We start from the raw sequence: 20,908 nt of genomic DNA on the forward strand, positions 1-20,908 counted from the left end.
TGACAAATTGCTAAAGCAATTTGCTCGGATGACGCAAGCCGAAACGCGGCTTGCTACTCGCGACAAACCGCAACGCGGTTTGCGCTGGTGACGCGACAAACCGTAATGCGGTTTGCGCTGGTGACGCGGGGTGGAGCAGCCCGGTAGCTCGTCAGGCTCATAACCTGAAGGCCGCAGGTTCAAATCCTGCCCCCGCAACCAAGTCCTTCCTTCCCTCCTATTTGCGAAATCTTAGACATACCCTATCGCTCGCGCGAAGACTTCATCTTCAATGGCGATGCTAGATCCGAAACCAAATACAAATTTGACATTGTCAGCATCAAGCTCCTCCGCGTAAGCGTCGAGGAGCTTTTGGCGTTTGGCTTCTGCTTCAAACTCATCTGAAGCAATCCGAATGACCAGATCGTTCCGGGCCGCGGTCGCCGGAATTTATCAGCGGCCGCAGTAAAATCCCTTTCAAGAGCTTCTATTTGGCGCTTGTTGACCAGATTTCCACTTTGACAAAATGCTGTCAGTGGACCGCTTTGATTTTCAAAGACCGCCCTGTTGGTAGGCTCATCCGTCTATTGTGAAAGCCTTGTGACACAGGCGGCGAGCTCCGCCCTGTTTGAGCAGCCCATCTTCTCAAGGCAGCGCGTAAGATGTGTTCGCACAGTTGCAAAACCGATATTGAGGACGCGCGCAATGTCTTTGTCAGAACAGCCGCGTGAGATGAGGAGCGCGACGTCTCGCTCGCGATCGGTCAGGACGGAGAGTGTTACGTCAGGCGCGACGGATAAAGCGCGCTTGAGCAACGGTGCGAGGACTTTTAATAGGCCGATTTCACGGTCTGCGAAGTCCGGTTGGCGCTTGGTCCGCCAGATGCGCAGGTCCGCCAGTGCCCGTCCGTTGTCCTTGAGGAAGACATTAATGCCATGGTCGAGCCCGTCTTTCATTAGAAAGTCGTTGAAGAATTCCGTTTTGCTCAAGTCCGGTTTGGAAATCACCTCATCGACATAGGCCGGACGCCAGAGACTGCGCAATTGCCGGGTCATTGGATCGCGATACTGGAACCAATTCCTGTAAGCCTTGATGCTGTCGGGGGACTGGTTGATTACGAAGGGCTCGTCATAGGAGCTTATTTTGGGATTCCATTTGTAAGACGCCAGCACATCCGCCCGCATCAGGCGCAATATGTCCGGAAAGATAGTTTCCCTGATCTCCACCGGCCCTGGGCTTGTCAGTCTACCGACAATATCCGCGAACAGACTTGCCTCATCGAATGTCAAATCGAACACAGTCCCGCTCATGAGACCCCCAATAATTGGCGGAATCTTTTTGTCCGCTTAGTTCCCTTTTCCGGAATGGAAGCAAACAACATGCCAAAGATCAAGAATTTTCGACGCGTCTAATATGAGCTTGCTGACCAGAGAGTACGCCGGGACCCTAGCCGCGGCGCTTTGCCTCAGCGGTGACTAACAAGAACAAGCGTTCACCAACAAAATTGCGGATGGCGGTGCGCCCGTCATTTAACTAGCCCTTCACATGTCGAAATTCTGTGCGGGGACTAAAATGACGCTCAAGGCATTCACGTTGACCGAGATCGCCGCCGCCATGGCGCGGGGCAGGCTCAGCGCTGAGGAGTTCGTCACCGATCTGTTGATGAGAAAAGCGAGCCTTGCCTCGATCAACGCCTTTGTGTCGTTGGACGAGGAGCGGGCGCTTCGGGATGCGCGTCAGGCGGATGCGGAGCGGGCGACCGGACAACTGCGGGGAGCGTTGCATGGCCTTCCCATTGCCTTCAAGGACAACATCAATGTTGCCGGCTATGTCACGACGGGTGGAACGCCGGCACTTCGCAACTTCAGGCCGGTGAAGGATGCTCCCGTCGCGGCCTGGCTCTTGAAGGCAGGCGCGATTGCCTATGGCAAGAACGGCATGCATGAGCTTGCCTATGGCGCAACCTCCGCAAATGTCGCCTACGGCGCGCCGCGAAATCCCTTCGATCAGGCCCGCACCTCAGGTGGTTCCAGCGGCGGAAGCGGGGCAGCCGTCGGTGCGCGGCTCGTGCCGGCCTCCATCGGGACGGACACCGGCGGCTCGGTGCGCATTCCCGCAGCCTTCTGCGGCGCATGGGGCTATCGTCCAACAACCGGGCGGTGGCCGACTGCCGGCATCGTGCCGATTTCCACGACGCGGGACACGCCTGGCCCGATCACGCTCTCCGCGACAGACATGGTGCTGTTGGACAGCGTTGTTACGTCCTCGTCGCCGGTCGTGGCGTCGGCTATAAAGGGCACTCGGCTCGGCATTCCTCACAAGCATTTCTGGGACCTCGTCGATTCCGAGGTCGCCGCGATCTGCATGGAGGCGCTTCAACGGCTCGTTGCCGAAGGCGCGGAGCTTGTCGAGGTTGATTCGCGAGCACTTCCAGAGCCCTATGCCGCAGCCGCGATGTCCATTTCGATCTACGAAGGAACGCTCGCACTCTCGGCATTCCTGTCCGATCACGACATTTCGCTGACCTTTGCGGAGGTTGCAGATCAGGTGGCAAGCCCGGATGTGCGCGAAATTCTTCTCGCTCAGCTCAATCCGGCGACGGCCATTAGTCCCTTGGCTTACGAGATCGCCACGACGGAGCATCTCCCCGCCTTGACGTCGGCCTATGCAGATATATTCAAGGCCAACCGAATCGACGCGCTTGCATTCCCCGTCTGCCGTCTGCCGGCCCCAGAGCTTGATCAGTCCTCAACGGTAGTAATCGCCGGCAAGGTGCTGCCTATTTTTCCAGCCCTCATTCACAATACGGATATAGGCAGCGTCGCGAGCTTACCTGGGGTTTCCGTTCCGGCCGGCCTCACGCGGGCGGGCCTGCCCGTAGGCCTGGGCCTGGACTTCCCATTCGAACAGGATCAGGCGCTTCTCGCGTTCTCGCTTGCGATCGAGACGCTTTTTCCCATTCCGTCGCCCCCGGCATGAGGCGATCCGGGGAAATGCTCGGTCCGCGTGCGTCTCCGGCGAACGACGGCCCGCCCCTTATCCTCAATATTGCTGATGAAGAAACCCTCCATCGGCGTTATCCTTGACCCATTTCGTGATATCTCCAGAGGACTTCGATGAGCCACGACGATCACACGATGCCACCTTCCACACTCGCGCTCCGGATTAAGGCCATCGAGACGCTGATGGTCGAAAAGGGCAAGATCGACCCCGGTGCAGTGACGGAAATCGTTGATATCTTTCAGAACAAGCTCGGTCCGCGCATCGGCGCCGGCGTTGTGGCGCGGGCCTGGTCCGATCCCGCGTTCAAGGTGCGCCTGCTCGAAAACGGAACCGACGCGCTGAAGGAAGTGGGCGTCAGCGGCCTGCAGGGCGAGGCAATGATCATCCTTGAGAATACGCCGGAGGTTCACAATGTGATCGTCTGCACCCTGTGCTCCTGCTATCCCTGGACCGTTCTTGGCTTGCCGCCGACATGGTACAAATCCGCACCCTATCGCAGCCGCATCGTCATCGAACCGCGCGCTGTGCTCGCTGAATTCGGCGTGAATATTGCCGACGACCGCGAGGTCAGAGTCTACGACAGCAATGCAGAGATCCGCTACATGGTGCTGCCGGAGCGCCCGGCCGGCACCGAAGGCTGGAGCGAGGAGGAGCTTGCGGCACTCGTCACCCGCGATTCCATGATCGGCACCGGCATCCCGCTGGCGGCTTCGACAATCTGAGGAGCACAATATCATGAGATCGATTGCAGATATGGGCGGGATGCAGGGCTTCGGCCCGGTCAATCGCGCCCATGACGATACGAGGTTCAAGGCAGAGTGGGAAGCCAAGACCTTCGCTGTCAATATCCTGTCGCTGGCTGCCGGTTGCTTCAATATCGATGAAAGTCGCTACTCCATGGAGAGGATGCCGCCGGGCGAATATCTCAATACCTCCTATTACGAACATTGGCTGTATTCGCTGGAAGACCTGCTGATTTCCAAGGGCGTCTTCAGCCAGGAGGAATATCAGGCACGGATCGCCGAGCTTGCGGCAAAGGAGGACGACCATGCTGCCTAAAGAAATGGTCGCCATTGCCATGGCCACCGGCGCGCCGACGCTGCGCGCAATCGAGACTGCGCCGAAGTTCAAGCCGGGCGACGACATCAGGACCACCAACGATAACGTTTCCACTCATACCCGCCTGCCGGGCTATGCGCGCGACAAGCGCGGAACCGTGGTGGGTTACGAAGGCGCGCATGTCTTCCCCGATGCCCATTCGGCCGGACGCGGGGAATGCCCGGATCATCTCTATCGCGTCCGCTTCGACAGCGAAACGCTCTGGGGCAAGGGGAGCGACGGGCCGGGTGCCGTTTATCTGAGCCTCTGGGAAAGCTATCTTCTTGCCGGAAAGGTGTCGTGATGCCGGGCGATCTGACCATCGATCCGCAATGGCTGGACAAGGGCCCGGCCTTTTCCGAGCCGTGGCAGGCGGAGGCCTTTGCGCTGACCATGCAATTGTCGCGCGCTGGGCATTTCAACTGGGCGGAATGGGTTGAGGCCTTTTCGAGCGAGATCAGGGCTTCGCCGCAACGCGACGAAGAAGACGTCAACACCGCCTATTATCGCCAATGGATGCAGGCGCTTGAAAAGATCGTGGCCGGGCGTGGCATGACGACGGACGCGGAAGTTACCGACTATCAGGAACATTGGCGTCGCTCCTATTTCCACACTGAGCATGGCAAGCCGATCGAGTTCCGCAAGGGACTCGCGCCAATCCCGCCCGGCGCGCTGGAAGAGCTCGAGCATGAACATGACCATCACCATCATCACGATGCGCACGACCATGATCACTGCGAGGTCGGCGATCATGAAACGCATGTCGGTCCGGTGGCGGTGAGTCCCGCGCGCTGGCACTCTTCGGCCTGATCCTTCCTCCATAAACCATCAGTTGCGACGAGTGGCCGACTGTGGAACTGAAAGGTTCCGCATTTGTTTTTCTATTTGATTTTAAAGCTGAAAATTCGCTCAGGGCAGCCGCCCGATTATCCGCAAAACTGTTGATCCCGCCGTCTGGATCCGCCTCCTAATATGCTGGAGACGGCCCGCAGGCAGTGCCCCGTGCAGCCACCGGAGACGGGCTGGCGACCGCAAAGAACCGCATTGACGGCAATAAAAATCGACAGAGGAAGAACAATGACATTCTCGCGCGACAACATGAGGTTCACTCGCCGTAGCTTCCTGCAGGCTGTAGGAGCCGGTGCCGCCGCCAGTGCGGCAACGTCCGTTCTGCCGGCTCCAGCTATCGCTGCCAGCCCGACGATCAAGATCGGCTATATCAGCTCGAAGACCGGCGCGCTTGCCCCGTTTGCCGAAGCTGACCCTTTCATTCTCGGCAAGGTGCGCGGGGTGTTGAAGGATGGGCTTGTCAATAACGGCAAGACCTACAAGGTCGAGATCATTGACATCGATGACCAGTCGAACTCCGACCGCGCCGCCACTTCGGCAAGCCAGTTGATCAACAACGATGGCGTCAATCTCATGCTGGCGCAGGGTGCGTTGACCAATGTTCCGGTCGCATCACAATGCGAAACCGCGGGTATCCCGAGCATCACCACCATGGATCCGTGGCAGGGCTGGATGTTCCCGTTGAAGGGGCGCCCGGAGGAGGGCTTCAAATATGTGAACCACTTCTTCTGGGGTATCGAGGACATCATCTCGACCTTCATCGGCATGTGGGATGCTCAGGCCACCAACAAGAAAGTGGGCACGGTTTGGTCAAACGACCCTCCCGGCAAGGTCTTCGGCAATGCGGAGATCGGTTTTCCCGCATCTTTGGGGAAGGGCGGCTACTCAATTGTCGACGTCGGCGAGTTCCAGCCGGGTGCAGACGATTTCTCGCGCCAAATTGTCGCCTTCCGCGATGCCGGCTGCGAGATTGTGACCGGTCTCTTCTCCCCGCCGGAATGGGCCGTCTTCTGGCGTCAGGCCCAACAGCTCGGCTTCAAGCCGAAAATCGCGACGCCGGCCAAGGCGCTGCTCTTTCCCTCCGGCATCGAAGCGCTCGGCAAGGCCGGCGACGGCATGTCCACGGAAATCTGGTGGACGCCGAACTATCCCTTCAAGTCGACGCTGACAGGCCAGTCCTGCGGTGAGATCGCGTCGGAATATTCCAAATTCTCTGGCAAGCGCTGGACGCAGCCGATCGGCGTCATCCATGCCATGTGGGAACTGGGCATCAACGCGTTGAAGAATGCCGCCGACCCGACCGATCCGGACGCCATTCAGGCCGTTATCAAATCGACCAAGATGACGACCGTCGTCGGCGATATCGACTGGGCCGGAAGCCCAATCAAGAATGTCGCCAAGCTCAAGATCGCGGGCGGCCAATGGCGTCTCCAGCCCGACGATACCTATGATCTGAAGGTGACCTACAACAAGAATGCTCCTGAAGTTCCAATCCAGGCCGACTTCACAATGGACTTGGCCAGGAAGGCTGGATGATGCCGGCGGCTGACACGATCAGGGCGCTCACTGTCGAAAATGTCGTGAAGTCCTATGGCGGACCGATCGTGCTGGACGGAGTCAGCATCGAAGTTGATCGTGGGAAAATTCTCGGAATTATCGGCCCCAACGGCTCTGGTAAGACGACGCTGTTCAGCGTGATTTCCGGAACCTTCGCGCCTTCCTCCGGCAAAGTATTCCTTGCCGGACGGGACGTGACCTCGTTTGGAGCTTCGGCGCGTGCCGTTGCAGGCATCGGCCGGACGTTCCAGGTCCCACAAACCTTCTCGCAGATGTCCGTCTACGAAAACGCGCTGGTCGCCGCCGCGTTTGCGGGGGCGTTCAAGGGGCGCGCGGCGGAAGAGGCGGCGTTGCAGGCGCTGGAAATCTGCGGGCTCAAGAGCCGCGGCGACCTGATAGCCGGCAGACTCCCACTGCTTGACCGCAAACGGCTCGAGCTTGCGCGGGCACTGGCCACCAAGCCATCGGTCCTCCTGCTCGATGAAATTGCCGGTGGGTTGACAGACGACGAGGCCGCCGGCGTTGCGGCCATCGTGAAGGCACTCGCGGCAAGCGGTCTGGCGATCATCTGGATCGAACATCTCGTTCACGTCCTGACACATGCCGCCGACGAACTCGCGGTGCTGGGCGAAGGGCGCATCATCGCGCATGGCGAGCCGCATGAGACGATGCGGATGCCGAAAGTGCGTCAAATCTATCTAGGCATGGAGCCTGACATCGATGATATCGATCACTGACTTGCGGGCATCCTATGGTCCGCTGCCGGTCCTGTTCGGCTTCGACCTCAATGTGGCGCGGGGCGAGACGCTCGCGCTCATCGGGGCGAACGGCGCCGGCAAGACCACGACCTTTGCCGTGATGACAGGTCGGCTGAAGCCGCAGACGGGCAGCGTCTCGATCAATGGCCGCGACATTGCCGGTCTCACCACCATAGACATCGTCGTTCATGGGCTGGCGCTGGTGCCCGAGGGGCGGCAGCTCTTCCCGAGCCTCAGTGTGGAGGAGAATTTGCTTGTCGGCGCGCATTCGCGCCGGTCGGGCGGGTGGAACATCGAACGCGTCTACGAGATCTTTCCAACGGTCGCGGAATTCCGCAACCGTCCGTCCATGGCGCTTTCGGGCGGACAGCAGCAGCTCGTCGCCATCGGTCGGGCGCTCATGTCCAATCCTGACGTTCTGCTCTGCGACGAACTCTCGCTCGGTCTCTCCCCGGCTGCTGTCGATATCGTCTATTCGGCGCTTCAGAAGCTGCGGGGCGAGGGGCTGACGACGGTGATCGTTGAGCAGGACATTGCCCGTGCGCTCTCCGCCTCGGATCGTTTCGCCTGCATGCGCCATGGTCAGATCGTGCTTTCAGGCGCATCCAAGTCGGCGGACAGGGCGGAAATCTCAAACGCCTATTTCGGGATGCGCTGATATGCTGGAAACACTCATCAACGGCGCGTTGGTCGGCGCACTTTACGGCCTCTATGGTCTCGGACTGTCGCTCTGCCTCGGTCTCATGCGGCAGATCAACCTGGCACATGGCGACTTTATCGTCTTCTCGGCCTTTCTGGCCTTGCAGCTCACGACGCATCTCGGCATCCAACCGCTGCTGGCGCTGCCCATCGTGGTGCCGGTCATGTTTGTGATCGGACGGCTCTTGCAGCGTTTCGTCATCGAGCGAACGTTGGGGCGTGGGGAGATGCCGCCCATTCTCGTGACCTTCGGTCTGTCGGTCATTCTGCAGAACGTCATGTTGCAGCTTTTCAGCGCCGATACGAAGAGTCTTGATCCAGGCCCGCTCGGAACGGCTGCCATCAATATCGGCTCGGTCGCCATCGGTGTCCTGCCGCTTCTTACGCTGGCGGTAGCGGTCGGGATTTTTGCACTCACCGCCGCCGTCTTTGGCCGCACGCGCTTTGGCCGCGCGGTCCGGGCGACTTCGGACAATGAAGCGGTCGCGCAACTGATGGGCATCGGGACACGTCGCGTCTTTGCCACTGCGATGGGCTTTGCGCTGGCGATTTCCGCCGTTGCCGCGATCTTCTACGGGATGCGCGGCACGTTCGACCCGTCTACGGGGCCGGAGCGGATGCTTTTCGCCTTCGAGGCGGTGATCCTCGGCGGGCTCGGCTCGATCTGGGGAACGCTCGCCGGTGGCATCATTCTCGGCATCGCCCAGGCGGCCGGCACGCTCATCGTCCCAAGCCTGGGGCCGCTTGTTGGCCACGTCGTCTTTCTCACCGGCCTGCTGCTGATGCCGGGCGGTCTCTTTACCAAAAGGATACGTGTATGACGCTCGCCTCGCCCTTCGCCCGGTCGCTCGTCACAGTCGGATTGATCGCTGCCGTCCTGATTGCCATTCCGTTCGCCGGCTCGCGCTATGCCGTGCTGCTGACGACTGAAATCGCGGCGGTGCTATCGATTGCCCTGATGTGGAACCTACTTGCCGGTTTCGGCGGCATTGTCTTCATGGGCTTCCAGGTCTTCATCGGCATCGGCGGCTACACGCTCTTCATGGTCGCCAACGGTCTCGGCCTGCCGCCCTTTCCCTTGGTCATCGTTTCGGCGCTGGTCTGCGCGGCCTTTGCATTGCTAATCACGCCGATCCTGTTTCGCCTCTCCGGTGCGCAGCTTGCCATCGGTTCGTGGGTGATTTCCGAAGTCGTTCGGCTGATCGTCTATCATACCGCCGTGCTCGGCGGCGGCGGTGGCATCGCGCTGACGGCGGTGCGTGGTATCGACCGTTCGGTCCGGCTTTTTGCCACCTACGGGACGGCAGCTATTATTCTGCTCATTGCGCTTCTGACCTGCGTCGGTCTCATGCGCGGCCGCTTCGGGTTGGCCCTGCGCGCCATGAAGGATAGTCCGCTTGCAGCCGAAGCCATGGGCGTGACGATCCGCAGGACGCAGACCTATGTGCTTCTGATCGCTGCAGCGATCGGTGGTGCGGCCGGAGCCTGCTATTATATGGTCACCTTGCAGGTGAGCCCCACGGCAGGCTTTTCCATGAACTGGATGGCGATCATCCTCTTCGCCGTCATTCTCGGCGGCATCGGCACGCTCGAAGGTCCGATCGTTGGCGTGGCAATCTATTTCCTGCTGCGCGAGACCATGGGCAATATCGGCTCGCTCTATTTCATCATCCTGGGCCTGCTGGCGATCGGCGTCACGCTGTTCGTTCCGGGCGGAGCCTGGGGGCTCCTGAAATCGGTGATCAGGATCGACCTTCTGCCCATTCGCCGCAAGATGCGGGAGGTGGGGCAAGGCGCCTGAAGGCCGCGCCCTGCTATCCCCCGATATTAGTCACGGCAATGAAGCTCGCAAAAGAAACGCGATTGGCCGGCGCCGAGCGCGTCCTCTAGCCTCTCCCGACAATAGCCCTTGGCATATGCAAGCCGGAGGTAGGGCTTCGTATGTAGCGGCAGTTTCTGCCGTCGATATGCGCGAAATCTCATTCGCGGGGAGGAATTTTATGCGCGTGATTAACAAGGCCTTGGCGAGTGCCGCAGCAGTGGCGATCTGCACTGTGTCGGGCGTGGCCCAGGCCCAGCCAACCGAAGTCATTCACTGGTGGACATCGAAGGCGGAATCGGCCGGCATCAAGGTGATCGCCGATGCCTTCAACCAGAGCGGCGGCGAGTGGAAGGACGAGGCTGTCGCCGGTGCCAGTGCGGCCAAGACTGCCGCAATTAACCGGATCGTCGGCGGCAATGCGCCGGATGCAGCCCAGTTCAGCATGGGCGCGGACATCAACAATCTCGTCGAAAGCGGGTTGCTTGCCAATCTTGATACCGTTGCTCAGGCCGGGAACTGGTCACAGGTTATACCGGCAACCGTTATGAGTGCGATCACCCGCGACGGACATATCTATGCTGTTCCGGTCCAGCTTCAGGCGACCAATTTCCTCTTCGCTTCCAAGGCCGCACTCGATAAGGTTGGGGCGACCATGCCGAAGACCTGGGACGAGTTCTTCGCAACCGGCGACAAGCTACGCACGGCCGGTATCGTGCCTTACGCGCAGGCCGGCGATCGCGATGTCTGGTTCATGAACACGTTTGCCGCAGTGCTCGCCTCGGTTGGGGGTGTTGATGGCTGGAAGCAGTTCACCGGGCCGAAGGGCGCTGACTATGTGCACTCCGACGCCTTCAAGCCGGTCGCAGAAATTCTCGCCAGGCTGCCGAAATATGCCGATAGCGGCGTATCGGGCCGCCAGTGGAATGTCACGAACCAGATGATCCTCAAGGGCGAAGCCGGCTTCTTCATCATGGGTGGCTGGGCCATCGGTGAAATCGTTGCGGCCGGCAAGAAGCCGGGCGAGGACGTGCTGTGCTCGATCGCCCCGAACAATGCGCCGGCCGTCGTCAATGGCGACGTCTGGGCAATGCCCGTCAAGGGCGACAACCTGACCGAGGCGCAGAAGAAGCTTGCCGAACTGACGACGTCGCTCGAGGTTCAGTCGAAATTCACGACCGCCATGGGCTCGCTGCCGATCCGCACGGGTGTTGATGCCTCCCGCTACAATGCTTGCGCCGCAGCCGGTGCTAGCGCCATCGAGAAGGGCAATTCCGTCGCGGCGCTCATGATCCCCTTCTCGCCGGAAAAGGTCGGGGCGCTGGGTGCTGAACTCAAGGTTCTCTGGGCCAAGCCCGATGCGAAGCCGGATGATTACGTCACGGCGGTCGCGGGCGTCCTCGAAAAATACTGATCGGACCAAACGCTTGCTGATCGGCATCGTCGGTCGGCTCCATTTTCGTCAGCATCATCCAGGGTTAGAACAATGCATGGGCTTTGGCGCGGAAGGTTGCAGGTCACTCTGGCCATGCTTCCAGCGTGGATCATTGTCATCGGCGTCTTTATTGGCGCGATGATCTGGACCTTTGTCATTTCGATGACGAATTCCAGGCTGATCCCGATCTATAAATTCAATTTCTTCGACCAGTATGTGCGGCTGATGAACCAGGATGCCTGGCTGGTCTCGGTCGGGAACCTCGTCGTTTTCGGAGTGCTTTTCATCCTGGTGTGTCTCGTTCTCGGCTTCCTCATGGCTGTGATGATGGACCAGAAGATCAGGGCCGAAAGCCTGTTCCGCACCATCTTTCTCTATCCCTATGCCATGTCCTTCGTCGTTACCGGCCTTGTATGGCAATGGGTGCTCAATCCGACCTTCGGCATTCAGGCGACGATGCGCAGCTGGGGCTTCGACAATTTCGTCTTCGACTGGATCGTCCGGCCCGACCGCGCCATCTTCGTTCTGGTTCTGGCCGCCGTCTGGCAGGGCAGCGGCCTCGTCATGGCGATCCTGCTGGCGGGCTTGCGCGGCGTGGATGAAGACCTCTGGAAAGCCACGAAGGTGGACGGCATCGCCAAGTGGCGCGTTTATACGTCAATCGTCCTCCCCATCATTGCGCCCATGGCAGCGACTGCGACGGTGCTGCTCTCGGTTTCCGTCGTCAAGGCCTATGACCTCGTCGTGGCGCTGACCGGCGGCGGCCCCGGCAATGCGACAGAAGTGCCGGCCAAGTTCGTCATGGAAAACCTGTTCGAACGCCAGAATGTGGCGCTGGCCAATGCGGGTGCGATCATGATGCTCGCTGCTGTCGTCGTCATCGCCACGCCCATTTACTATGCGCGCCGCTATATGGCGCAGAAAGCAGCGGGCTGAGCCATGGCGCAACGTCAAGAGAAAAATATTGCCCGAATCGGCGTCTACGCCTTTCTCGCCATCATGGCGGCCTTCTTCCTGATGCCGCTTTACGTGATGGTGGCGACTTCATTGAAAACCATGGACGAGGTGCGCGGATCATCCATCTTCGCCTTTCCGTTGCGCCCGACGCTCGAGGCGTGGAAGACGGCTTGGAGTTCGGCCTGCACGGGTCTCACCTGCTCCGGCGTTTCGGTCGGGTTCTTCAATTCGCTGAAGATCATGATCCCCTCGACTTTCCTATCGATCCTGCTCGGGGCTGTAACCGGTTATGCACTGTCCTTCTGGCGCCCGAAGGGAGCAGGCATCATCTTCGCAGTTCTCGTTGTTGCGGCCTTCATCCCCTATCAGGTCTTCATTTATCCGCTGGTCCGGGTTCTCTCCCAGGTCGGGCTTTATAACAGCCTTGCCGGCATCATCATGGTGCATGTTATTTTCGGCCTGCCGGTCATGGTGCTGATGTTCCGCAACTACTACGCCGGCTTGCCGCGCGACCTTTTCAGCGCCGCGCGCGTCGATGGGGGCGGGTTCTGGGATATCTTCTTCCGGCTCATGCTGCCGCTCTCCCCGCCGATCCTGATCGTGGCGGTGATCCTGCAATCCACCCATATCTGGAACGACTTCCTGTTCGGCCTGGTCTTTGCCGGCTCCGACAACCGGCCGATGACCGTGCTGCTCAACAATATCGTCAACACGACACAGGGCGAGAAGGCTTACAATGTCGACATGGCCGCAACCATCCTGACGGCCCTCGTTCCTCTCGTAATCTACCTCGCATCCGGACGTTGGTTCGTCCGCGGCATTGCCGCCGGTGCAGTGAAGGGATAATCGATGACCGCCGTTTCCATCCAGGACCTCGAAATTCAGTTCGGGGCTGTCAAGGTCCTGCAAAACCTCAATCTCGACATTGCCAGCGGCGAATTCATCGTGCTTCTCGGCTCGTCAGGCTGCGGGAAATCGACGCTGCTCAACTCCGTTGCCGGCCTCATCGACGTGCATGGCGGCAAGATCATGATCGGCAACAAGGACATGACCCATGCCGAGCCGAAGGATCGCGGCATCGGAATGGTGTTCCAATCCTATGCGCTTTATCCGCAGACGACCGTCGAGGGAAACCTGACTTTCGGGCTGCGCATGGCGAAACTGCCGAAGAACGAGATCGAGCGCCGCGTTGCAAAGGTCTCGGACATGCTCCAGATCAAGCCCTATCTGAAGCGCCGTCCGTCCGCCCTTTCCGGCGGCCAGCGCCAGCGCGTGGCGATCGGCCGGGCGCTGGTGCGCGACGCCGATGTCTATCTCTTCGACGAGCCGCTCTCCAATCTCGATGCAAAGCTGCGCGCCGAACTGCGTGTGGAACTCAAGACGCTCCATGAGGATATCGGCAAGACGATGATCTATGTGACACATGATCAGGTCGAGGCGATGACGCTAGCGACCCGTATCGCCGTCATGCAAAACGGCGTCATCCAGCAGCTCGCCTCGCCGGAGGAAATCTATAACCGTCCGGCCAATCTCTTTGTTGCCGACTTCATTGGTTCGCCGGCTATGAATTTCCTCTCCGGCACGATTGTGCCGCAAGGCGAGCGGGTCGAGTTCAAGCTGAAGGACGGCCATGCGCTCGATGTCAGCCCTTATCCCTTCGCCAGGCGACCGGCAGCGCCGATGGAGGCTATTCTTGGCATCCGTCCGGAGCACCTGGCAATTTCGCCACGCGAGGGCCTGCTGCCGCTCGACATGGTGGTCAATGTCATCGAGACGATGGGTGCGGATGCGGTCATTTGGGGAACGTGCGGTTCTCAAAAAATCTCGGTGCGGGTCAACAGCGAACTCAAGCTCAACCCGGCGCGCGGCAGCACGCTGAAGCTCGGCTTCTCGCTCGGCAGCGCCTCGCTCTTCTCACAGGCCGACGGCGTGCGGCTTTGAATTTCATGAACAAGGGTGCGTGAGACGACATGACTGACGAAATCTGGATCGAAGACACGCTGGCAAAGCTGACACTTGAGGAAAAGGTGTCGTTGCTGTCGGGCGCGAATTTCTGGGAAACCGTGGCTATCGAGCGCCTGGGCGTGCCCTCGGTCAAGGTGTCCGACGGGCCGAACGGCGCGCGCGGCGGGGTGACGGAAAACGGACCGACGGCCGCCGTCTTCCCCTCCGGTATCGCGCTCGGCGCAAGCTGGAACCCGGACCTGCTGCGGGAAATCGGCAAGGCGCTGGCGCAGGAGGCGCGCACCAAGGACAGCAACGTCCTGCTCGCACCCACCGTCAACATGCATCGTGGCCCGCTCAATGGCCGCAATTTCGAATGCTATTCCGAAGACCCGCATCTGACGACGGAAATGGCGCTGGCCTATATCGGCGGACTGCAAGCGCAAGACGTCGGCGCGACGATCAAGCATTTCATCGGCAATGAGAGCGAATACGAGCGGATGACCATGTCCTCCGACATCGATATCCGCACCTTGCGCGAAATCTACCTGCCGCCTTTCGAGGCGGCGGCGAAGGCGGGTATCTGGGCGCTGATGTGCTCCTATAACCGCCTCAACGGCACCTTTACCAGCGAGCATAAATGGCTGCTGCACGATCTCCTGAAGGTCGAATACGGGTTTGACGGTCTCGTCATATCCGATTGGACGGCGGTGAAGAGTGTGGCGGAAAGCGTCAATGCCGGCCTCGATCTCGAAATGCCCGGCCCCGCGCTCTATCGCGGCAAGAAGCTTCTCGATGCCATTGAGTGCGGCGAGGTCGATCTCGACATGGTCACAGACGGGGCGCGTCGCGTGCTGCGACTCGTGGATCGCTCGGGCGTACGCAACACGCCCCGCGTCAAGGCGGAGACGTCCGTCGATCTGCCGGAACATCGCGAGCTCATCCGCCGTGCCGTGGCGGAAGGATCTGTTTTGCTGAAGAACAATAGTATCCTGCCGCTTGACGGAACCAAGCCGCTTAAAGTCGCAGTGATCGGCCCCAATGCCGCCGTGGCGCGGATCATGGGGGGCGGCAGTGCGCGGGTAAACGCACACTATCGGGTAAGTCCGCTCGATGGCGTGATGGCCCGTGACAATGTCGAGGTCTTATTCGAGGAAGGCTGCACCAACCATTTCCTGCTGCCGGTCGTGTCGGGCACGATGACGACACGCTTTTACAACAACGAAGATTTCGGCGGGCCGGCTGTCTTCAAACGGGAATATCCGAGTTCGGACGCCAAATGGTTCGGCTCGCATGAGCCGGGCGTCGATCTGCATCTCTTCACGGCGCGCTCTTCTTTCGATGTCACGCCGGATAGGACTGGGCGCTATGAACTCGGCCTTGCCAATGCCGGCCTTGCACGACTTTATGTCGACGACGTGTTGACCATCGACGGCTGGGAAGGCTGGGTACCAACTGGGGCAACCTATTATCATTTTGGTGGCGACGAGCGTCAGGTCGAAATCGAGCTCGAAGAAGGCCGGACCTATCACTTCCGTGTCGACTATCGCTCGACCACCGGAGTCATGGATGGCATTCAGGCGTTCCGGGTTGGTCTTTCGCTGCCGCCGGGCGAGGCGGGGCTCGCCCGCGCCGAACGCGCGGCTGCCGCCGCAGATGTCGCTCTCGTCTTTGTCGGGCGGACGGCCGAGTGGGATAGCGAAGGCCGTGATCTGCCGGGCATCGATCTCCCGGGCGCGCAGAACGAACTGATTTCCCGCGTGGCGGCGGCCAATCCAAACTGTGTCGTCGTGTTGCAGACCGGCGGGCCGGTTGCCATGTCGTGGAAAGGTGAGGTCGCGGCGATCCTGCAAAGCTGGTATCCGGGACAGGAACTCGGTCATGGCGTGGCAGATGTGCTCTTCGGTGACGCCGAACCCGGCGGCCGCCTGCCGCAGACCTTCCCCGCGACGCTATCAGCCAATCCGACGATCGGCAATTATCCCGGCGAGAACGGCCATGTCGCCTATCGCGAAGGCGTGTTCATCGGCTACCGGCACTATGATCGCGCTGGCGGCGAGGGCGTGCTTTATCCGTTTGGCTTCGGTCTTTCCTACACGATCTCCGAATTGGGTGAACCTCGGGCATCCGCCCGGACGATCGGTCCCGGCGACAGCGTGACGATCACTACGCCGGTCCGTAATGCCGGTGCGCGGGCCGGCAAGGCCGTGGTTCAGGTCTATGTCTCTCCGCCGAAGGGGCATGATCGTCCGGTGAAGGAGTTGCGCGGCTTCAGCACGTTCATGCTTTCCGCCGGTGAAGAAGGGAGGGCGGACATTACTCTTGGCATGCGATCCCTCGCCTATTTCGATGCCCAACACAACGCCTGGCGCGCACCGGCTGGCGACTACACGATCCTGATCGGCACATCCTCTGTCGATCTGCCGCGCAACATTACAGTCACTCTGGGGGATGACTGGGAAGAAGTCTGTGCGATGGCGGCCCCTGAGACCTGACGGGGCCGTCTGGAGGCCAACTCTAGGCGGCTCTCTCTTTCGTGTTTTGGGCCTCACGTCGGACGGCTTCGCCACGCGGTTTGCTGGACCGTTCTAGCGTAGTGTCTCCGGGGTCCGATGATAATCGTAGGGACAGGGCTGAAAGTTTTGCAAAATATCGCTCACTTGTTCCACCATCCAGTTGCGCGCGTCGCTGCGCAGCGTCTGCCCGCCATGCCAAAGCAGCCGGACCTTGAAATTCGGCATGACGAAGGGCAGCGGCAGCCATCGGAGATTAAAGCGCTCGGAGAAGCTTTCGGCGGTGCGTGATGGCAACACGCCGATGAGATTGCTCTGGCTGATCACGAAGGGGAGAGCGGTGAAATGCGGTAGCACGATATGGACGTGCGCCGGCTTCGGCCCTCCGACCGTTGCAAGGCTTGAAACCTGCCAATGTTCGGAAGCACCGTTGACTACGGCGTGGCCGTTCGCCAGAAACTCGTCCAATGAGAGCGTATTGCCGATGGTTGGATGATTCTTCCGAATGAGCGCGACATAGTTCTCCTCGAAAAGATCGCGCTGCCTGAGATCCGGATCGATCTTTTTCAGGTTGCCGATAGCGAAATCGATCTGCCGGAGTTTGAGCTTCTGTTCGACCTCATGGACGGCCAGCGGCACGATGTCGAGGCGGATCGAGGGTGCGATGCTCGCCAAAGATTCGGCAATCGGTGGCAGGAAGGTCATCTCACCCAGGTCGGACAATGCAATGGTAAAATGCTCCTTCGCCTCAGCCGGAACGAAAGGCTCGTCTGCCTTCAGGGCATGATCGAGACGGTGCAGCGCCGTCGCGCATTCGCGATAGAGATGCGTGGCATGCGCGGTTGGCGACATACCCTGTGGGCCACGCAGGAAAAGCGGATCGCTGGTAATGTCGCGCAGGCGCGAAAGCGCTTGCGACACGGTTGGCTGCGACATATTCAGCCGATTTGCAGCCGCAGTCACCGTCTGGCACTCGTGTATCGCAACGAGGACGCGCAACAGATTCAAGTCTTGCATGTAGGCCTCCTCCCGAGATGCTCAACATTTACGTCTCAGACGCGCAGGTCTGCTCCATCGACAAGGGTGAGCAGGCTGGCAAAGGTCGTCGCGACCGGCGTGGCAATACCCAGTGTTTCGCCGGTCTTGCTGACTGCCCCGGTAATCGTGCCGATTTCCATACGCCGGCCCGCAAGCCGATCCTGCAACATGGATGGCTTGTGCTGCCTGTGATTGGCAAAGGCGTGTTCGACCGACTCCCGGATATGATCTGCATCGACGGCAAGGCCGCGCGCCTTTGCGACCGCGATAACCTCATCGAGGATGGTGAAGACGATGTTGCGCGACTCCTGCCGGTCGCCCATTTCGCCGACGGTCAGTCCTGTTATGGCGGCAAGCGAGTTGAGCGCTGAATTGAAGGCCAACTTTTCCCAAATTGCCACTTCGACATGCGGATCGAGCTTGCAGTTGAGGCCTGCCCCATCGAGGGCGCTGGCAATAGCCTCCAACTTCTCGGAAGCCTGACCGCTCGCGGCCCAGACCTTGATCTCACCTTCGCCGGGAACGTTGACCAGGCCCGGCTCGATCAGCGTCGAAGGCCAGTTGGTCATGCCCATGACGATGCGGTCGCGGGCAATGAAGGACTCGATTGCCTCGACATTGCCGATGCCGTTTTGAACCGTTAGTGCCCAGGTATCCTTGCCAATGACATGTTTCGCCGCTTCCATCGCGGAGGAGGTATGCATGCCCTTGGTGAAGACGATCAGCAGATCGAAAGGATTAATATAGCGATCCGCCGGGCCGACCGGCAGGCTGTAAGCCTTCTCGCCGAAAAGGCCCATCATCCGAAGCCCTTTAGCGCCAATGGCGTCAATCATCCTGCCGGATACTTCGATAAGGGAGACCGAGTAGTCCTTTTCCGCCAAGCGTCCGGCAAACAGGCTTCCCATGGCTCCAGCCCCGATAATAGCGATCTTCATGCGTCCTCCCTCCTTTTCCGGCTCCTTCGTCCTGGCCATAGGGGTTGGAAATACCTTTATTAGGATAGTTTGTCATCAAATATTTTGACATCAAACTATCTTGCTGACCAATGGCGCATCGGATAGGGTTCAGGCGTACAGGAGATGGGCAGGTTGAAGCTGGCGCAACGGCTGGGATACCTGCTGCGGTGCATCGGGCGGCAGATCCGGCAATTGCGACACTACCGTCCGAGGAGGAGGAAACCATGGATAACATTCAGCTTTTGATCGACAATGAAGACCGTGCAGCATTTTCGGGCGGGGTATATGAGCGCATCGATCCGGTGACCGGAGAGATCGCGACCAAGGCCGCCGCCGGCCAGGCGGACGATGCCCATGCCGCGGCTGATGCTGCCGCTGCCGCCTTCGCGCAATGGTCGGCATCGGGTCCGGGCGAACGCCGCAAGCTGCTCTTGAAGGCGGCCGACATCATGGATTCCAAAGCGGGCGAATTCATCCGTCTGATGACCGCCGAAACGGGTGCGACCGCGCCCTGGGGCGGGTTCAATACCATGTTCGCCGCCAATATCCTGCGTGAGGCCGCAGCGATGACGACGCAGATTTCCGGCGAGATCATTCCGTCCGACAAGCCCGGCACGCTTGCCATGGGCATCCGTCAGCCAGCCGGCGTCTGCGTTGGCATCGCGCCTTGGAACGCCCCCGTCATCCTCGGCACGCGTGCAATCGCCATGCCGCTTGCCTGCGGCAACACGGTCATCCTCAAAGCCTCCGAGATGTGCCCCGGCACGCATCGGCTCATTGGCCAGGTGCTGCGCGAAGCGGGCTTCCCTAACGGCGTCGTCAATGTTGTCACCAACGCGCCGGCCGATGCGGCCAAGGTCGTTGAGACACTGGTCGCCCATCCGGCCGTCAAGCGCGTTAACTTCACGGGCTCTACCCGCGTTGGCAAAATCATCGCCAAGCTTGCAGCCGAGCATCTCAAGCCGGTTCTGCTCGAACTCGGCGGCAAGGCACCCTTCCTTGTTCTCGATGACGCCGATCTCGATGCGGCCGTCAATGCCGCCGCTTTCGGCGCCTACATGAACCAGGGCCAGATCTGCATGTCGACGGAGCGCATCATCGTCGATGCCAAGGTCGCGGATGCTTTCGTTGAAAAACTGGCGGCCAAGGCGAAGGCGCTTCCGGCCGGCGATCCGCGCGGTCACGTTGTTCTGGGCTCACTCGTCACGCCTGAGGCGGCCGAACGAGTGCAGGAAATGGTCGATGACGCTATCGCCAAGGGTGCGGCACTCGTTGCCGGTGGTACTCATAATGGTTCCATCATGGAGGCAACGCTCGTCGATCGCGTCAGGCCCGACATGCGCATCTACTCCGAAGAATCCTTCGGTCCGGCCAAAAGCGTAATACGTGTGAACGGCGATGAAGAGGCGATCCGCGTCGCGAATGATACGGAATATGGCTTATCATCCGCCGTCTTCAGCCGGAATGTCGAGCGCGCTATGGCCGTTGCCCGCCGAATTGAAAGCGGAATTTGCCACATAAACGGTCCGACCGTGCATGACGAAGCCCAAATGCCGTTTGGTGGGGTCAAGGCTTCAGGTTACGGCCGCTTCGGCGGACGTGCAGCGATTGCCGAATTCACCGATCTGCGTTGGATCACGGTCGAAGACGCACAGCAGCATTACCCGTTTTGAAGCCGCAACGGAGAGCGATCGTGACAGTATCACCCAAGCCCGCCGAAGATTCGCCGAGTAAGAACGAAAGTGACGATCTCATACCGACGGTATTCAGGGACGTCGTCGGTTATCACCTTCGCGTGGCCCAGGAGGTTTCTTTCCAGACATTCAGCGCGATGCTTGAAAAGAGCGACCTGAAGCCTGGCTGGTATTCGATCCTGACGATCCTTTCCGAATATGACGAGCTGACCCCTTCGGAATTGAGCAGGGTCTGCGGTCGCGACCGCTCGACCCTGACTTCGACGCTGAAGGGGCTTGCCATTCGCGGCCTGATCGAACGGCGACAAAATCCTAACGATCAGCGCAGCTACAGCGTCAGCCTCACAGACGAGGGTCGCAAAATGCATAAGCGGCTGCATGCCGTTGCACGCGAGCATGACCGCCGTCTCGATGCCATCGTCGGAAAGGACAAGGAAGCCTTGATCGCGATTTTGGCGAGAATTGTCGAGGCGCTCGGCAAAGGCTGAGGTCGCTCACAGCGTCGCTGACCGCCCTTCAGGCACCGCTTCGCTGGCGATTAGAAGACATTCGAACCCCCGGGATTTCCCGCGCAGTTCGGCTTGGAGGAGAGCCAGAAACGGTTGT

At 60.0% G+C, this 20,908-nt stretch carries 20 protein-coding genes and 1 tRNA gene; 18 read left to right on the forward strand and 3 right to left on the reverse strand.

All coding sequences use genetic code 11. The annotated features are described in order from the left end of the window. Positions 1–124: 124 nt before the first annotated feature. Positions 125–201 (forward strand) — tRNA-Met (locus FHT85_RS21485). Between the two features lie 362 nt (positions 202–563). Here FHT85_RS21485 and FHT85_RS21490 read toward each other — a convergent pair. Continuing rightward, positions 564–1,289 (reverse strand): response regulator transcription factor, encoded by a 726-nt coding sequence (locus tag FHT85_RS21490; protein ID WP_112410124.1) that lies wholly within the window; start codon positions 1,287–1,289, stop codon positions 564–566. Positions 1,290–1,551: 262 nt separating this feature from the next. Between FHT85_RS21490 and iaaH the strand changes: the two genes are divergently transcribed. From iaaH to FHT85_RS21565, 15 genes are all read left to right on the forward strand, one after another. Further along, on the forward strand, positions 1,552–2,958 hold the full coding sequence (gene iaaH, locus FHT85_RS21495) for an indoleacetamide hydrolase (protein ID WP_162709592.1): 1,407 nt from the start codon (positions 1,552–1,554) through the stop codon (positions 2,956–2,958). Positions 2,959–3,095: 137 nt separating this feature from the next. Further along, a complete protein-coding gene (gene nthA / locus FHT85_RS21500) occupies positions 3,096–3,704 on the forward strand; it encodes a nitrile hydratase subunit alpha (protein ID WP_112410122.1) in 609 nt (202 codons plus the stop codon). 13 nt (positions 3,705–3,717) lie between these two features. After that, positions 3,718–4,041 (forward strand): SH3-like domain-containing protein, encoded by a 324-nt coding sequence (locus tag FHT85_RS31000; RefSeq protein ID WP_112410121.1) that lies wholly within the window; start codon positions 3,718–3,720, stop codon positions 4,039–4,041. Next, the gene (locus FHT85_RS31005; RefSeq protein ID WP_112410120.1) at positions 4,031–4,384 is read left to right on the forward strand and encodes an SH3-like domain-containing protein; all 354 of its coding nucleotides are present in this window, start codon (positions 4,031–4,033) and stop codon (positions 4,382–4,384) included. Before FHT85_RS31000 ends, FHT85_RS31005 begins: the two co-directional genes overlap by 11 nt. Beyond that, positions 4,384–4,890, forward strand: a complete 507-nt coding sequence (locus tag FHT85_RS21515; RefSeq protein ID WP_246780061.1) for a nitrile hydratase accessory protein — start codon at positions 4,384–4,386, stop codon at positions 4,888–4,890. Before FHT85_RS31005 ends, FHT85_RS21515 begins: the two co-directional genes overlap by 1 nt. Positions 4,891–5,157: 267 nt before the next feature. Then, positions 5,158–6,465, forward strand: coding sequence for an ABC transporter substrate-binding protein (locus FHT85_RS21520; RefSeq protein WP_112410118.1), 1,308 nt, complete (start codon positions 5,158–5,160; stop codon positions 6,463–6,465). Continuing rightward, positions 6,462–7,223, forward strand: a complete 762-nt coding sequence (locus FHT85_RS21525) for an ABC transporter ATP-binding protein (protein ID WP_246780054.1) — start codon at positions 6,462–6,464, stop codon at positions 7,221–7,223. The genes FHT85_RS21520 and FHT85_RS21525 overlap by 4 nt, the downstream gene beginning before the upstream one ends. Continuing rightward, entirely contained in the window at positions 7,207–7,902 is a 696-nt protein-coding gene (locus tag FHT85_RS21530) for an ABC transporter ATP-binding protein (RefSeq protein ID WP_112338538.1), read from the forward strand. Before FHT85_RS21525 ends, FHT85_RS21530 begins: the two co-directional genes overlap by 17 nt. A 1-nt stretch (position 7,903) precedes the next feature. Continuing rightward, on the forward strand, positions 7,904–8,764 hold the full coding sequence (locus FHT85_RS21535) for a branched-chain amino acid ABC transporter permease (RefSeq protein WP_112338537.1): 861 nt from the start codon (positions 7,904–7,906) through the stop codon (positions 8,762–8,764). Continuing rightward, positions 8,761–9,744, forward strand: a complete 984-nt coding sequence (locus FHT85_RS21540; protein ID WP_112410117.1) for a branched-chain amino acid ABC transporter permease — start codon at positions 8,761–8,763, stop codon at positions 9,742–9,744. The genes FHT85_RS21535 and FHT85_RS21540 overlap by 4 nt, the downstream gene beginning before the upstream one ends. A 199-nt stretch (positions 9,745–9,943) precedes the next feature. Continuing rightward, positions 9,944–11,176 carry an ABC transporter substrate-binding protein gene (locus FHT85_RS21545; protein WP_162709587.1) on the forward strand — a complete coding sequence of 411 codons (1,233 nt, stop codon included), beginning with the start codon at positions 9,944–9,946 and terminating at the stop codon, positions 11,174–11,176. A 114-nt stretch (positions 11,177–11,290) separates the two neighbouring features. Further along, a complete protein-coding gene (locus tag FHT85_RS21550; protein WP_246780055.1) occupies positions 11,291–12,133 on the forward strand; it encodes a carbohydrate ABC transporter permease in 843 nt (280 codons plus the stop codon). Between the two features lie 3 nt (positions 12,134–12,136). Further along, positions 12,137–13,000: a carbohydrate ABC transporter permease gene (locus FHT85_RS21555; protein ID WP_095433456.1), complete on the forward strand. Its 864-nt coding sequence runs from the start codon at positions 12,137–12,139 to the stop codon at positions 12,998–13,000. 3 nt (positions 13,001–13,003) lie between these two features. Next, a complete protein-coding gene (locus FHT85_RS21560) occupies positions 13,004–14,095 on the forward strand; it encodes an ABC transporter ATP-binding protein (RefSeq protein WP_112338532.1) in 1,092 nt (363 codons plus the stop codon). A gap of 29 nt (positions 14,096–14,124) precedes the next feature. Beyond that, on the forward strand, positions 14,125–16,593 hold the full coding sequence (locus FHT85_RS21565) for a beta-glucosidase (RefSeq protein WP_112410115.1): 2,469 nt from the start codon (positions 14,125–14,127) through the stop codon (positions 16,591–16,593). A gap of 93 nt (positions 16,594–16,686) precedes the next feature. On the opposite strand, the gene FHT85_RS21570 is transcribed toward FHT85_RS21565, so the two are convergent. Continuing rightward, positions 16,687–17,628, reverse strand: coding sequence for a LysR family transcriptional regulator (locus tag FHT85_RS21570; protein ID WP_112410114.1), 942 nt, complete (start codon positions 17,626–17,628; stop codon positions 16,687–16,689). A 35-nt stretch (positions 17,629–17,663) separates the two neighbouring features. Beyond that, complete coding sequence (locus FHT85_RS21575) at positions 17,664–18,587, reverse strand: ketopantoate reductase family protein (RefSeq protein ID WP_112410113.1); 924 nt, start codon at positions 18,585–18,587, stop codon at positions 17,664–17,666. Positions 18,588–18,832: 245 nt separating this feature from the next. Between FHT85_RS21575 and FHT85_RS21580 the strand changes: the two genes are divergently transcribed. Both FHT85_RS21580 and FHT85_RS21585 read left to right on the forward strand, forming a co-directional pair. Beyond that, positions 18,833–20,281 carry an aldehyde dehydrogenase gene (locus FHT85_RS21580; RefSeq protein ID WP_112338528.1) on the forward strand — a complete coding sequence of 483 codons (1,449 nt, stop codon included), beginning with the start codon at positions 18,833–18,835 and terminating at the stop codon, positions 20,279–20,281. 20 nt (positions 20,282–20,301) lie between these two features. Then, positions 20,302–20,790: a MarR family winged helix-turn-helix transcriptional regulator gene (locus tag FHT85_RS21585; RefSeq protein WP_112410112.1), complete on the forward strand. Its 489-nt coding sequence runs from the start codon at positions 20,302–20,304 to the stop codon at positions 20,788–20,790. Positions 20,791–20,908 lie beyond the last annotated feature (118 nt).

The organism is Rhizobium sp. BK312, assembly GCF_014193605.1.
Lineage (GTDB): Bacteria > Pseudomonadota > Alphaproteobacteria > Rhizobiales > Rhizobiaceae > Rhizobium.

Coding starts and splice junctions, on each gene's coding strand:
- FHT85_RS21490 (WP_112410124.1), bottom strand. CDS start 1,289: ATGAGCGGGACTGTGTTCGATTTGACATTCGATGAGGCAAGTCTGTTC.
- iaaH (WP_162709592.1), top strand. CDS start 1,552: ATGACGCTCAAGGCATTCACGTTGACCGAGATCGCCGCCGCCATGGCG.
- nthA (WP_112410122.1), top strand. CDS start 3,096: ATGAGCCACGACGATCACACGATGCCACCTTCCACACTCGCGCTCCGG.
- FHT85_RS31000 (WP_112410121.1), top strand. CDS start 3,718: ATGAGATCGATTGCAGATATGGGCGGGATGCAGGGCTTCGGCCCGGTC.
- FHT85_RS31005 (WP_112410120.1), top strand. CDS start 4,031: ATGCTGCCTAAAGAAATGGTCGCCATTGCCATGGCCACCGGCGCGCCG.
- FHT85_RS21515 (WP_246780061.1), top strand. CDS start 4,384: ATGCCGGGCGATCTGACCATCGATCCGCAATGGCTGGACAAGGGCCCG.
- FHT85_RS21520 (WP_112410118.1), top strand. CDS start 5,158: ATGACATTCTCGCGCGACAACATGAGGTTCACTCGCCGTAGCTTCCTG.
- FHT85_RS21525 (WP_246780054.1), top strand. CDS start 6,462: ATGATGCCGGCGGCTGACACGATCAGGGCGCTCACTGTCGAAAATGTC.
- FHT85_RS21530 (WP_112338538.1), top strand. CDS start 7,207: ATGATATCGATCACTGACTTGCGGGCATCCTATGGTCCGCTGCCGGTC.
- FHT85_RS21535 (WP_112338537.1), top strand. CDS start 7,904: ATGCTGGAAACACTCATCAACGGCGCGTTGGTCGGCGCACTTTACGGC.
- FHT85_RS21540 (WP_112410117.1), top strand. CDS start 8,761: ATGACGCTCGCCTCGCCCTTCGCCCGGTCGCTCGTCACAGTCGGATTG.
- FHT85_RS21545 (WP_162709587.1), top strand. CDS start 9,944: ATGCGCGTGATTAACAAGGCCTTGGCGAGTGCCGCAGCAGTGGCGATC.
- FHT85_RS21550 (WP_246780055.1), top strand. CDS start 11,291: ATGCTTCCAGCGTGGATCATTGTCATCGGCGTCTTTATTGGCGCGATG.
- FHT85_RS21555 (WP_095433456.1), top strand. CDS start 12,137: ATGGCGCAACGTCAAGAGAAAAATATTGCCCGAATCGGCGTCTACGCC.
- FHT85_RS21560 (WP_112338532.1), top strand. CDS start 13,004: ATGACCGCCGTTTCCATCCAGGACCTCGAAATTCAGTTCGGGGCTGTC.
- FHT85_RS21565 (WP_112410115.1), top strand. CDS start 14,125: ATGACTGACGAAATCTGGATCGAAGACACGCTGGCAAAGCTGACACTT.
- FHT85_RS21570 (WP_112410114.1), bottom strand. CDS start 17,628: ATGCAAGACTTGAATCTGTTGCGCGTCCTCGTTGCGATACACGAGTGC.
- FHT85_RS21575 (WP_112410113.1), bottom strand. CDS start 18,587: ATGAAGATCGCTATTATCGGGGCTGGAGCCATGGGAAGCCTGTTTGCC.
- FHT85_RS21580 (WP_112338528.1), top strand. CDS start 18,833: ATGGATAACATTCAGCTTTTGATCGACAATGAAGACCGTGCAGCATTT.